Genomic DNA, 12,379 nt, shown 5'->3' on the forward strand with positions numbered 1-12,379 from the left:
AGGTGCCCTGGGCGAAGATCGATAGACCCAGGATGTAGATGGCTATGGGCACGGGAAACCTTCCATCGTTTTGAATTAATCAGTCCAAAATGCGGGCAGTGTGCGCACGGCTCGAAAGACGTTGGGGTCGTGGGGGTTACAGTGCGCCGAGCGCCGTGGTGGCGATGGCGGCGCGTTCGGCACGGTCGGCGCCGCCGCGAGCGGCCACCTGGAGTCCGCCGATCGTGGCGATCACGAACAGGGCGAGGGTGCGGGGGTCTTTGTCGCGGCCGATCTCGCCGTCGCGTTGCCCGCGCTCGATGACGGCGGTGAGCAGGTCGAGCCGATAGCGTTGATCGGCACGCAGTTTCGCGGCCACCGCCGGGTCGCGGGGGCCGAGTTCGACGGTCGAATTCACCACCAGGCAGCCGATCGGATCGTCGTCGGGAGCGTCGACGACGCGCCACAGCAGGGTCCGCAGCTTCTCCACGGCCGAGGCGTCGGAGTCGAGTACCTGCTCGGTGGCGGCGTTCTTGACCGCCATATAGCGGCCGAGTGCCCGCTCGAACAGGTCGTGCTTACTGGTGAAGGTGTTGTAGATGCTGCTGCGGCCGAGGCCGGTCGCAGCGCAGAGATCCTGGGTGGAGGTGGCCTCGTATCCCGCGGACCAGAACGCGCGCATGGCCGCATCGACTGCTGCGTCCTCGTCGAAGCCTCGTGGTCGCGCCATGCGGTAACCATAACTGTTTTGGACTGATCAATACAAATAGCGTGGGCGGTCCGAGGCGGGGGGCAATACGAGGCGGTTCCGGGTTCCTGGTCAGGGCGAGACCGCGACCCCGATCGTCTGCGCCACCATGAACTTCGGCCGACCGCCGTAGAAGATGTCGATATCGCGGATCTCGAACCCGGCGTTCTCGATCATCGCGCGGATATCGCGGTTCAGATTGCAGCCGCCGGCGACCGCGTTCTGGATCGGATTGAGCCGGTGCTGCCAGGCCTGCACCTTAGCGTCCGGTGCGAGCCCGTGCTCCACGAAATGCAGCGTGCCGCCGGGCACCAGCACCCGGCGGATCTCGGCCAGTGCGGCGTCGATATCGGGGATGGTGCACATGGTCCAGGTCGAGACCGCCGCGTCGAAGCTGTTGTCGGCGAAGGGCAGCGACTGGCCGTCCAAGCCGGCGCGCTCGATCGGCACCGTCGCCGCGGCCACCCGCTTCTCGGCCAGTTTCCAGCCGAGGTCGGCCGGTTCCACCGCACTCACCGACCGCACCGCCGGCGGATAGAACGGCACGTTCAGCCCCGAGCCGAACCCGATCTCCACCACCCGGCCGGACAGCCCGCCGCACACCTGCGCGCGCAGTTTGTCGTTGGCCTTGATGCCACACGCGACCTCGACGAGCCGGGGGACGACCTGATCGTTGTAGATACCCACGGCCTCCACTGTGTCAGCAACCACACCGGCGCACCAGTGCCGCACCGAGCTGCCCGGTCCGGCGGGGCCGTGCCATGCTGGCGCGGTGACCGTATTCGAGGTGTGGGCGCCGACGCCGGACCTGGTGCGGCTGGACGTCGACGGCGTCGTCCATCCCATGACGCGCACGGCCGGCGGCTGGTGGCGCGCGGACGTGGCCGCCGCGCCCGGCGCCCGCTACGGCTATCTGCTCGACGACGACCCGACGGTACTGCCCGACCCGCGCTCACCTCGGCAACCCGACGGCGTCCACACCCGTTCGGCCCTGCACCGCATCGACCCCGAGGTCTGGACCGACACCCACTGGACCGGTAGGCCGCTCGCGGGCGCGGTGTTCTACGAATTGCATGTCGGCACGTTCACCGCCGGCGCGACCTTCGATGCCGCGATCGAGCGTCTCGATCATCTCGTGGATCTCGGCGTGACCGTGGTGGAGTTGATGCCGGTCAACGCTTTCGACGGCCCGCGCAACTGGGGTTACGACGGGGTGCTCTGGTATGCGGTGCACGAGCCGTACGGCGGGCCGGACGGGCTGCGCCGCTTCGTGCAGGCCTGCCACGCGCGCGGACTGGCGGTGGCCTTGGACGTGGTCTACAACCACCTCGGTCCGGTGGGTAATTATCTGCCGCGCTTCGGACCGTATCTGGCCGACCAGCACAACACGTGGGGCCGGCGGCTGAATCTGGACGGCCCCGGATCGGACCAGGTGCGCCGCTACATCATCGACAATGCGCTGCGCTGGTTCCGCGAATTTCATATCGACGCCCTGCGGCTGGACGCGGTGCACGCGCTCGCCGACACCACCGCCACCCATCTGCTCGCCCAACTCGCCACCGAAACCGACCGACTCGCCGCGCAGCTGGGCCGCCCGCTGACCTTGATCGCCGAAAGCGACCTCAATGATCCACGGCTGATCACGCCACGCGCGGCGGGCGGCTATGGGCTGGCCGGGCAGTGGAACGACGACCTGCACCACGCCATCCACGCCGCGGTCTCGGGGGAACAGCAGGGCTACTATGTCGATTTCGGCTCCATGGCCTGCCTGGCACAGACCTGGGCGCACGGGTTCTTCCACGCCGCAACCTATTCCACCTTCCGCGGCCGCACTCATGGCCGGCCGCTGGACCGTGCCGTGCTCAGCGCGTCGTCGCTGCTGGCCTACACCTGCACCCACGATCAAGTCGGCAACCGCGCCCTCGGCGACCGTCCCAGCGCCTATCTGTCCGATGGTCAGCTTGCGGTGAAGGCGGCACTGGTGCTGCTCTCGCCATACACGCCGATGCTGTTCATGGGGGAGGAGTGGGGTGCGCGCACGCCGTTCCAGTTCTTCACCTCGCACACCGATCCCGAGGTCGGCGCCGCGACCGCCGCCGGGCGCCGGGCCGAATTCGCCGAACACGGCTGGTCCACCGACGACGTCCCCGATCCGCAGGACCCGGCGACGTTCGCGCGCTCGAAGCTGGACTGGACCGAAACCGCCGAGGTCACCCGCGCGCGCCTGCTGACCTGCTACCGCGAGCTGATCGCCCTGCGCCGCAGCCGTCCCGAGATCACCAGTGGATGGGCGACCCTGGCCGACATCGACTACGACGAGGACGCCCGCTGGATCGTGATCCGCCGCGGCGCGCTGACCCTGGCCTGCAATCTGTCCGCCGAACCGGTGACGCTGCCGGTGACGGGAGAGGTGTTGCTCGGCTGGGACCCACCCTCCCAGAGCGAGGGCGCGACCGAACTCGACGGCCATTCCTTCGCGGTCCTCGACACCGAGCCGCGCTGAGCAGGCACCCGCTCGTCACTCGACGCTGCCCGGCAGCACTACCAACGCCGGCCCCGCCCGTCGGAAACGCGAGCGTCAGCGAGGCAACGTCGAGATCGGTCGCAGCTGCTCAGGTCAGATAACGGTAAGCCGGCGAATCCGGCTCCAGCCGCTCACACTGGATCGGCGACGCCTCGATCCGCGCCAGCAACGACTCGAGTTCCTCCGGCGCACCGAGTTCGATACCCACCAGCGCCGCCCCGGTCTCGCGGTTGTTGCGTTTGACGTATTCGAACAAGGTGATGTCGTCGTCGGGTCCGAGCACCTCGTCCAGGAAGCGGCGCAGCGCGCCCGGCTCCTGCGGGAAGTCCACCAGGAAATAGTGCTTGAGCCCCTGATGCACCAGGGAGCGTTCGATGACCTCGCCATAGCGGGAGACGTCGTTGTTGCCGCCGGACACCAGGCACACCACGGTGGACCCCGGTTCGATGTCCACCCCGGCCAGCGCGGTCACCGCCAGCGCGCCCGCGGGTTCGGCGATGATGCCCTCGTTCTGGTAGAGGTCGAGCATGGCGGTGCAGATGGCGCCCTCATCGACCTGCATCATCCGGAACGACCCTGCCCCCGACGGGGATTCGGTCGCCACCAGCAGCGGCAGCGAACCGTGCGTGACCACCCGGCCACCGAAGCCGGACACCGCCGCGTACGGCACATCGCCGATCCGGCGCACCGCGGCGCCGTCGACGAACGGGTCGATCTCGGGCAGCGTGACCGGGCCACCGGCCACCAGCGCCGCCGTCATCGACGCCGCGCCCGCCGGTTCGACGCCGAGGATCGCGGTCTGCGGGGAGCGTTCGCGCAGGTAGGTGCCGATACCGGCGAGGCAGCCGCCGCCGCCCACCGGGACCACCACCAGGTCGGGGGCGCGGCCGAGCTGGTCCAGGATTTCCGCGGCGATGGTGCCCTGGCCTGCGGCGGTGCGGGTGTCGTCGAACGGCGGCACCATGGTCGCGCCGGTGCGCGCCACGTCATCGGCGGCGGCCGCGGCGGCGGCATCGTAGGTCTCGCCGACCGCGATCAGTTCCACGAACTCACCACCGTGGATGCGGATGCGGTCGCGCTTCTGCTTCGGGGTGGTGGTCGGCACGTAGATGCGGCCGTTGATGCCCATGGCCTTGCACGCGAACGCGACGCCCTGTGCGTGGTTGCCCGCGCTTGCGGTGACCACGCCTGCGGCGCGTTCGCCTGGGCTGAGCTGGACCACCAGGTTGTAGGCGCCGCGCAGCTTGTAGGAGCGGACCACGGTGAGGTCTTCGCGCTTGAGGTAGACCTGCGCGCCGGTGAGCTGGGACAACCGCGGGCACAACTGCAGCGGGGTCGGGTCGATGATGTCGGCAATTCGCTTCGCGGCCGCGTCGATCTCGTCCGCGTTCAACGGCGGACGGGTGGGCAGTTCAGCGAGGACATCGACCGGATCCGACACCCGAATATCGTGCCACCCGCCGCGGTCGGCCGCTGCGGCGGGTGGTCGGCGAGGGTGCGAACCGATCAGCGCGGGGTCAGGACGAAGACCGGGATCTCGCGGGTGGTTTTCTTCTGGTATTCGGCGTAGTCGGGCCAGACCGCGACCGCGCGCTCCCACCACAGCGCCTTCTCCTCGCCGAAGACCTCGCGCGCGGTGTAATCCTTGGTCACCGTGCCGTCGCGCAGTTCGACGTGCGGTTCGGCCTTGATGTTGTGGTACCAAACCGGATGTTTGGGCGCCCCGCCCAGCGAGGCGACGACCGCGTACTCGCCGTCGTGCTCGACCCGCATCAACGGCGTCTTGCGCAGTTTGCCGGTCTTGGCGCCGCGAGTGGTGAGCAAGACGACGGGCACGCCCTTGAGCGTGGTGCCCTTCTCACCGCCGGATTTTTCGTAGGTCTCGGCCTGCTTGCGGGCCCAATCGGAGGTGCTCGGTGCGTATTCCCCAGTAAGTGGCATAACTGCGGAAACAGCGCGGGGCCGCGCGGTTGTTCCCGCGCCTGCCGAACAGCCGCTCCGACCGGCTGCTGTGGCACCCGCGACAAAAAGTTCGCTGGCCCTAACTTTGCTGTCCGGTATACCCTGAAGATATGACCGCGTCCTACCCCGAAGTCCGCGCCGCGAGCCGCCCGCTGCCGGCCCGCCCGGCCGTGATCGACCTCGCGGGTAGCGCCTGGCCGGTGTACAAGCTGGAGGCGCTCGCCGCCGGGCTGGCGACGCTGCTGGCATTGGCTCTGATCGTCGGTTCGGCGCAGGTCGCGGTGCTCGCCGCCGCCGCGGTGGGCAGCCTGGTGTGGATCACCGGGCTGCTGCGCGCCCGGTAGCCGCGCAGTTCACGGCGGTCCGAGCGGCAGATCCACCAACTCCCCGCGCGAGACCACCCCGAGCTTCGGATACGCCTTGTACAGGTGATGGCCGACCGTGCGCGGGCTGAGTACCAGCTGCGCGGCGATCTCCCGATTCGATATCCCCTGCGCGGCCAATCGGACGATCTGCAATTCCTGCGGTGTCAACGCGGCCGCGAGCCCGTGTGCGGGCCGGGTCGCCGCACCGACGCCGAGCGCGGCGAGTTCGGTGCGGGCCCGCTGCGCCCACGGCGCGAACCCGAGCCGATCGAAGGTTTCGGCGGCCGATTCGAGCAGGGTGCGCGCCTCGGTCTTGCGTTTGTCGCGGCGCAGCCACTCACCGAACAGCAGTTGGGTGCGCGCGGTGTCGAACGGGCGGCCCGCGGGTGTGAGCGCGGCGCGGAAGTGGCGTTCGGCGGTCTCGTCGGCGGCGGTGAGGGCTCGTGCGCGATGCGCGAGCGCGGCGATCCAGTCCGCACCGGTCTGGTCCGCCCACGCCGTCAGCCGTTCTCGTGCCGCTTCGGCTCGGCCCCGATCACCGGCCCGCACCGCCGCCTCCACCAGATCCGGCAGCACCCGCAACCCGATCACCTGATGACGCGCCGGTTCCACGGTGAGCGCCGTCAGCCGCGACAACGCCCCGTCTACCCGGCCGTATCCGAGGTCGAGCAGGCCGAGCGCCGCGTGCGTCCAGGTCGCGCCTGCCGCCTCTGGTCCACCGAGGTCATCGGCCAGCGCCTTGCCGACCAATTCGGCGCACTCACCTTCGTCGCCTTCCAGGGCGCCGAGGTAGGCGAGGAAACCGCACAGCTGACTGACCCAATGCCCGTTGCCGATGTCCTCGGCGATCCGCATCCCTTCGGCCGCCGCGATCCTCGATTCCCTCGGCCTGCCGAGGAACAGTTCGGCTTCGGCCCGGAAGAACAGCAGCGGCGGCAACAGGGCGATCCGGCCTTGTTCGCGGCATTGCGCCAACAGTGTCCTGGCGAGTTCACCCACCTGCTCATCCGCGCCGACCACCAGCCCGGCGCCGCACATCTGCACCAGATCGCGCGGGCTGTCGGCGCCGTTGCGCTGCGCGGCCGACGCGGCGGCACGCAGGTCGACTCGCTGGAGTGCCGGGGCGGGCTGTTCGGCCGAACGATGCTGGATGTCGAGCGTGGCGGCGAGCAGGTAGCCGATGATCGGCGCCATCGGGTCGGCTGCGGGCAAACACAGGGCGCGGACCCGCTCGGCGACCTCGGCGAGTTCCTTCACGCCGACATACCAGGCGGCATGCACAGCCTGAGCCAGGATGCGCGCGGCCCGTGACGGGTCGGTGGTGGCGTCGGCGGCTCTCAACAGCAGCTCGTGTGCCGTCCGCGGGCGGCCTGCGCCGAATTCGGCGGTGCCGCGCACCGAGTCGAGCCGGGCGGTCACCGATTCGTCGCAGCTATGCGCCGCGGCACGTTCGGCCAGCGCCCGGGCGCGATCGAACTGCCCCGCCTCCACAGCGGTTTCAGCGGCCGGTACCAATCGCCGCACCCGGGTGTCGGCGTCGGTGCTCAGGTCCGCCGCCCGCTCGTAGGCCGCGACCGCGCCGTGATAGCCGCTGCGTACGCGGGCCCGTTCGGCGGTGGCTTCCAGTGCGGCCGCGGCCGATTCCTCCGGTCCGGTCGCGGCGGCCGCCAGATGCCAAGCCCGCAAGTCGGCATCCTCCGGCGCGGTCGATACCTCCGCCAGTGCGCGATGGGCTTGCAGCCGGCGGCTCAGCCCCGCGCTCTGATAGACCGCCGAGCGCAGCATCGGATGACGGAACACCAGTGTGCTTCCGTCGCTGTGCACCAGTCCCGCGTCCTCGGCCGGCCGCAGGTCGCTCACCTGCGCGCCCAGCGTTTCGGCCGCCCGCAGCACCGTCGCCAGATCCGCTGTGTGCGCGGCGGCCGCCACCAGTAGCAAGGTCGAGGTCGGTTCCGGCAGCCCGCTGATCTGTCCGTGGAACGCCATCCGCAGCCGGTCGGTCAGCGGCAGCGGATTCGGTCCTGCCTCGGGTGTTTCGGCCGCCAGCACCGCGGGCAGTTCCAGCAGCGCCAGCGGATTTCCCGCCGCTTCGGTGAGCAGCCGATACCGCAGCACCGGCGCGAGGTCGGGCGCGGTGCTGTCGATGAGCGCGGCCGCCGCCTCCTGCCGTAGCCCGGTCAACCGGAGTTCCGGGATGCCCGGCGCCGGGAAGTCGGAAGCGCCCGCGCGGGTGGCGAACAGCATCACCACGCCTTCGGCGTCGAGCCTGCGTGCGGCGAACAGCAGGGCCTCGGCGGTGGCGCGGTCGAGCCAGTGCGCGTCGTCGATCAGGCACAGCAGCGGGCCGTCCGCGGATTCCTCGGCCAGCAGCGTCAGCACGGCGAGACCGATCAGCATCCGGTCGCCCGGGTCGCGCGGCGCCAGCCCGAACGCGCCGCGCAGTGCGTCTCGCTGCTGCTCGGGCAGCCGCTCCACCAGCTCCATACCCGGCCGCACCAGCAGGTGCAGCCCGGCGAACGGCAGCTCGGCCTCGGACTCGATCCCCGCGCTGCGTGCCGCCGGAATGCCTTGCGCCGCCGCGTAATCCAGCAGCGCCGTTTTCCCGATGCCTGCGTCCCCGCGCAAGACCAGCGCTCCACTGCGCCCGGCTCGCGCCGCGTCGAGCAGCCGATCGATCTCGGCTTGTTCGGCTTCCCGTCCGTGCAGCATTCGCCCACGGTAACGTCCCGCGTCGGGTTGATGCCTGGAGTCGCGATGGGTGGACAGCGTTTTCCGCCGCACCTCAGCGCCGCAAACTCACCTCCCGCCGCACCCGCGACAGCTTCGCCGGATTACGCACCGAATACAGTCCGGCGATCAGCCCGTCGTCCACGCGCATCGCGATGACCGTGTCGATCTCGCCGGCCAACCGCAGGATCAGCGCCGGATACCCGTTGACCCACGCGGTCTCCATCGACCGGGCGGCGAGGTTGCCCAGCCCAGCCGACAGCAGCCCGGCCACCGCCTCGGCGCCCACAATCGGCACCGACGCCGCTTGCGCGACGCCGCCGCCATCGCCGAGGAACACCACCTCCGGCGCGAGAATATCGAGCAGACCCTGTAATTCGCCGGTCTCGACCGCGTGCCGGAACGGCTCGAGCGCCCCGCGGGTCTCCGACTCCGACACCACCCCGCGCGGCCGGCGTGCCGCCACATGCGCTCGCGCCCGATAGGCGAGCTGGCGCACCGCCGCGGGGCTGCGGTCGACGGCCTCGCCGATCTCCTCGTAGCTCAGGTCGAACACGCAGGGTCGCCCCGGTCGCCCGCCCCTTCCGCGACGAACGCCCCGGCCGCTGCCGCCCGCGCCGTGCTGTCGGCAATTCGATCGGCGAGTCCCGGCTCGGCCGGAGCCCTGAGCAACACCAGCCGGTGATACATCGGCGCGGTGGCCGCGATCAGCAGCTCGCGCGCGTCGGTCGCAGCGGGGATCTCCCCACGCGCCACCGCCCGTTCGACGACGATCTCCGACTGTCCGTAACGCTGCTCCCACAGCTGTTGTAGTGCGCGCGCGGCCTCCTCCGACCGGAACGACACCGCGATCAGCGCGGCGGCGATCGAGGGCTGTTCGGTCAGCGACGCCTGGATCTCCTCGTTGAGTGCGGCGAGGTCGCCGCGCAGTGACCCGGTGTCGCGGGGCTGCCAGTCGAGATCGGCCGCGGCGGCGAAGACGTCGGCGATCAATCCGCCGACGTCGCGCCAGCGCCGGTACACCGTTGCCCGATGCACGCCGGCGCGGGCAGCGACGGTGTCGATGGTGAGCGCGTCGTAGCCGTGTTCGGTCAGCTCGGCGTGCACCGCCTCGAGGACCTGGGTGCGGATACGGGCTGTTCGGCCGCCGGGCCGGGGGCGGGGAGTGCGGGTGGGCCGGTCGTTGTCCGGTGCGGATTTCATCGTCGGTCATCCGATGCTTGACGGAACGGTTCTGGGCTGTCATCCTATTACGACAGTTGTCGCACTAGTGAGGTATTGCCGATGCTCATTCGAAGTGTTCACCCGTCCCCGCGGCCCGTCACGGCCGCCTCGACCTCGAATGCTTCGGAGCGTGTCCATGCCCACTCAGATCACCGCACGCGCGGTCACCAAGTCCTTCCACGGTCGCGTCGTTCTGGACGAGATCAGCTGCTCGCTCGGCGCGGGTGAGCGCACCGGCATCATCGGCGAGAACGGGTCCGGTAAGTCCACCCTGCTGCGCCTGCTCGCCGGCGTCGAACGGCCCGACCGGGGTGAGATCGTCGTTCAATCCGACGGTGGGGTCGGCTATCTCGCACAAGACGAGCAGCTCCCGCCACACCTGACGGTCCAGCAGGTCGTCGACCGCGCCATGAGCGAACTGCGCGAGCTCGAACGCCGCATGCGCGCACTCGAGGCCGCGATGGCCGACGGCGACGACTCCGTGATGGCCGAATACGGCGAGCTGATGACCGCCTTCGAACTGCGCGGCGGTTACGACGCCGATGCCCGCCTCGAACAAGCCCTGCACGGCCTCGGCCTCGGTTTGGTTCCGCGCTCGCGCACCGTCGGCGGGCTCTCCGGTGGCGAACAGGTGCGTTTGCGCCTGGCCGCCGTGCTGGCCGCCGCACCGGAGGTGCTGTTGCTCGACGAGCCGACCAACCATCTCGACGACGACGCCCTCACCTGGCTCGAGGAGCACCTGCGCACCCGTCGCGGCACTACCGTCGCGGTCTCCCACGACCGGGTTTTCCTGGAACGGGTCGCGACCAGCCTGCTCGAAGTCGACGCCGACCGGCGCCGGGTGGTGCGCCACGGCAACGGTTACAGCGGTTTTCTCGCCGAGCAGGCGGCGGCCCGGCAGCGCTGGGAACAGTCGTACGCGCAGTGGCAATCGGAGGTGGCGAGGATGCGCGAGACCGCCGCGACCACCGCACGTCAGGTGGCACCGGGACGGGCGATGCGCGACAACAACAAGATGGCCTATGACCGTGCCGTCGGGCGTGTGCAGCAGTCACTGGCGAGCCGGGTCCGCAATGCCGAGGAGCGGCTGCGCCGCCTGCTCGACGACCCGGTGCCGCCGCCACCGAAACCGTTGCGGTTCACGCCGACGCTGGCGGGTGGCCGGGTGCGCGGCGCGGTGCTCGAGGCCACCGATGTCATGGTCGAGGGTCGCCTCGGCCGGACCGGTCTCACCCTCGCCTCGGGCGATCGCCTGTTGATCACCGGTCCGAACGGCGCGGGCAAGTCCACGCTGCTGCGAGTGCTGGCCGGTGATCTCATCCCGGACGCGGGCACGGTGGTTCGCCGTGGCCGCATCGGCTACCTCGCCCAGCAGCCGCCGTCCGCGAGGCCGGGGGAGACCCTGCTCGCGGCATTCGCCCGCGGCCGGGGCGAACCCGATCGGCAGGCCGAGCGCCTGGTGGCGCTGGGCTTGTTCGACCGTGCCCGGCTCACCGCCCGTGTCGCCGAACTGTCCACCGGACAACGCCAACGCCTCGCGCTGGCACGGCTGGTCAGCGAGCCGACCGACGCGCTGCTGCTCGACGAGCCGACCAACCACCTCTCACCCGGTTTGATCGAGGAGCTGGAGGCGGCACTGGCCGACTACCCCGGCGCACTGGTGATCGTCAGCCATGACCGGCGGCTGCGCCAGCGCTGGCGCGGCGCGCAGCTCGAGGTGGGTGCCGTTCCTGCCGCTGTGTGAGAACTGCCGCGGGGAAACCCCGCGGACTCACTGCGGCCGCTTGAACCAGTCTGCCGCGCTGCGCTGCGACAACAGGATCACAATCGCCAGGCACATGGCCAGGCCGAGGAGACCGGGTGGGAGTCCTTGGGTCAGCCCGCCGAGTCCGAACACAATGCCGAAACTGGCGGCGACGATCGCGGCCACGCGTACGCCGTTGCCGTTCACTCCGAAGCCGAACGCCAGGATCACGAGAAACACAGCGGGCAGATAGCCACCGATGAGCGCGCCGACCAATTCCCAGTTGTCCACCGACACCGCCACGGCCATCAGGGCGGCGCCCACGGCGCCGAACACCCAGGAGATGATCTGCGCCGCCCGCACCGGCGCGGGCATGGTGTGCGGAAATTCCTGCGACATCGGGTCCTGTGGTGCCGGCCAGGCGTCCGGGGCGCCGTTGGCTCCCGCGGGGTACGGCTCGTATCCGGTGTCGGTCGCCATATCGTCGTTCTTACCGAAAGCCACTGGGGTCCCCGTCTTTCCGCCCGACCGGTCTATGCGCCGGTCCCTCGGCGGCGAACACTACAGTGCCGGAGCCGGTGCATTAGGTAATGCCGTCGGAAAAGTACTTATAGGTGACTGATTCGGCGACCCCCTGTCCGCCCATAACGTAGTTCTCATCAGCCGATCGAGCGGAGAAACCGCAGATCACAACGTTATGGAGGCCCCGATGAACACCATCGTCGAGCAGTACCTGGAAGCCTGGAACACCACCGACGCCGCCGCCCGCGCCGCCGCCGTGGAGCGCGTCTTCACCCCCGACGCCGGCTACGTCGACCCGCTGGTATCGGTCACCGGCCACGAGCAGCTGGCCGCCGCCATCGCCGGCGTGCAGGCCCAGTTCCCCGGCTGGGTGTTCCGCCCCGGCGGCCCGGTGGACGGCCACCACGACCAGGTGCGCTTCACCTGGGAGCTCGGCCCCGCCGACGGTCCCGCCGTCGTCATCGGCTTCGACGTCGCGATCCTCGCCGCCGACGGCCGCATCGCGAACGTCTACGGCTTCCTCGACAAGGTCCCCGCCGCCGCCTGACCCCACCAACCTTCCGAACTCTCCAGGAGTCGTCATG

The 12,379-nt window shown here is 70.1% G+C and carries 11 protein-coding genes and 1 pseudogene; 4 read left to right on the plus strand and 8 right to left on the minus strand.

Features of this window, described 5'->3' with window-relative positions; all coding sequences use genetic code 11:
- Positions 1-136: 136 nt before the first annotated feature.
- A complete protein-coding gene (locus RJ05_RS08965) occupies positions 137-709 on the minus strand; it encodes a TetR/AcrR family transcriptional regulator (RefSeq protein ID WP_036535483.1) in 573 nt (190 codons plus the stop codon).
- Positions 710-799: 90 nt separating this feature from the next.
- On the minus strand, positions 800-1,414 hold the full coding sequence (locus RJ05_RS08970; RefSeq protein WP_036535506.1) for a class I SAM-dependent methyltransferase: 615 nt from the start codon (positions 1,412-1,414) through the stop codon (positions 800-802).
- A gap of 85 nt (positions 1,415-1,499) precedes the next feature.
- Between RJ05_RS08970 and treZ the strand changes: the two genes are divergently transcribed.
- The gene (gene treZ / locus RJ05_RS08975; protein WP_036535486.1) at positions 1,500-3,230 is read left to right on the plus strand and encodes a malto-oligosyltrehalose trehalohydrolase; all 1,731 of its coding nucleotides are present in this window, start codon (positions 1,500-1,502) and stop codon (positions 3,228-3,230) included.
- A gap of 109 nt (positions 3,231-3,339) precedes the next feature.
- On the opposite strand, the gene ilvA is transcribed toward treZ, so the two are convergent.
- Both ilvA and RJ05_RS08985 read right to left on the minus strand, forming a co-directional pair.
- On the minus strand, positions 3,340-4,692 hold the full coding sequence (ilvA, locus tag RJ05_RS08980) for a threonine ammonia-lyase IlvA (RefSeq protein ID WP_036535488.1): 1,353 nt from the start codon (positions 4,690-4,692) through the stop codon (positions 3,340-3,342).
- 65 nt (positions 4,693-4,757) lie between these two features.
- Positions 4,758-5,192, minus strand: coding sequence for a nitroreductase family deazaflavin-dependent oxidoreductase (locus RJ05_RS08985; protein WP_036535491.1), 435 nt, complete (start codon positions 5,190-5,192; stop codon positions 4,758-4,760).
- A gap of 131 nt (positions 5,193-5,323) precedes the next feature.
- Between RJ05_RS08985 and RJ05_RS08990 the strand changes: the two genes are divergently transcribed.
- Positions 5,324-5,557 carry a hypothetical protein gene (locus RJ05_RS08990; RefSeq protein ID WP_051016371.1) on the plus strand — a complete coding sequence of 78 codons (234 nt, stop codon included), beginning with the start codon at positions 5,324-5,326 and terminating at the stop codon, positions 5,555-5,557.
- A gap of 9 nt (positions 5,558-5,566) precedes the next feature.
- On the opposite strand, the gene RJ05_RS08995 is transcribed toward RJ05_RS08990, so the two are convergent.
- From RJ05_RS08995 to RJ05_RS09005, 3 genes and pseudogenes are all read right to left on the minus strand, one after another.
- Positions 5,567-8,287: an ATP-binding protein gene (locus RJ05_RS08995; protein ID WP_036535494.1), complete on the minus strand. Its 2,721-nt coding sequence runs from the start codon at positions 8,285-8,287 to the stop codon at positions 5,567-5,569.
- A gap of 73 nt (positions 8,288-8,360) precedes the next feature.
- Positions 8,361-8,861: pseudogene (locus tag RJ05_RS09000) on the minus strand (sigma factor-like helix-turn-helix DNA-binding protein); the annotation flags it as partial.
- Complete coding sequence (locus RJ05_RS09005; protein ID WP_036535499.1) at positions 8,849-9,508, minus strand: TetR/AcrR family transcriptional regulator; 660 nt, start codon at positions 9,506-9,508, stop codon at positions 8,849-8,851. The pseudogene RJ05_RS09000 and the gene RJ05_RS09005, both read right to left, overlap by 13 nt.
- A 157-nt stretch (positions 9,509-9,665) precedes the next feature.
- Here RJ05_RS09005 and abc-f point away from each other — a divergent pair, with 157 nt between their 5' ends.
- Positions 9,666-11,273: a ribosomal protection-like ABC-F family protein gene (gene abc-f, locus RJ05_RS09010; RefSeq protein ID WP_081597244.1), complete on the plus strand. Its 1,608-nt coding sequence runs from the start codon at positions 9,666-9,668 to the stop codon at positions 11,271-11,273.
- Positions 11,274-11,300: 27 nt separating this feature from the next.
- Here abc-f and RJ05_RS29300 read toward each other — a convergent pair whose 3' ends face one another.
- Positions 11,301-11,777, minus strand: coding sequence for a hypothetical protein (locus tag RJ05_RS29300; RefSeq protein ID WP_051016372.1), 477 nt, complete (start codon positions 11,775-11,777; stop codon positions 11,301-11,303).
- Between the two features lie 205 nt (positions 11,778-11,982).
- Between RJ05_RS29300 and RJ05_RS09020 the strand changes: the two genes are divergently transcribed.
- Positions 11,983-12,342 (plus strand): nuclear transport factor 2 family protein, encoded by a 360-nt coding sequence (locus tag RJ05_RS09020; RefSeq protein ID WP_081597245.1) that lies wholly within the window; start codon positions 11,983-11,985, stop codon positions 12,340-12,342.
- The last annotated feature ends 37 nt before the right edge of the window (positions 12,343-12,379 follow it).

Origin of the sequence: Nocardia cyriacigeorgica NBRC 100375 (assembly GCF_000308555.1) — a bacterium.
In the GTDB taxonomy this organism is placed as follows: Bacteria; Actinomycetota; Actinomycetes; order Mycobacteriales; family Mycobacteriaceae; genus Nocardia; species Nocardia cyriacigeorgica.

Coding starts and splice junctions, on each gene's coding strand:
- RJ05_RS08965 (WP_036535483.1), bottom strand. CDS start 709: ATGGCGCGACCACGAGGCTTCGACGAGGACGCAGCAGTCGATGCGGCC.
- RJ05_RS08985 (WP_036535491.1), bottom strand. CDS start 5,192: ATGCCACTTACTGGGGAATACGCACCGAGCACCTCCGATTGGGCCCGC.
- RJ05_RS08990 (WP_051016371.1), top strand. CDS start 5,324: ATGACCGCGTCCTACCCCGAAGTCCGCGCCGCGAGCCGCCCGCTGCCG.
- RJ05_RS08995 (WP_036535494.1), bottom strand. CDS start 8,287: ATGCTGCACGGACGGGAAGCCGAACAAGCCGAGATCGATCGGCTGCTC.
- RJ05_RS09005 (WP_036535499.1), bottom strand. CDS start 9,508: ATGAAATCCGCACCGGACAACGACCGGCCCACCCGCACTCCCCGCCCC.
- abc-f (WP_081597244.1), top strand. CDS start 9,666: ATGCCCACTCAGATCACCGCACGCGCGGTCACCAAGTCCTTCCACGGT.
- RJ05_RS09020 (WP_081597245.1), top strand. CDS start 11,983: ATGAACACCATCGTCGAGCAGTACCTGGAAGCCTGGAACACCACCGAC.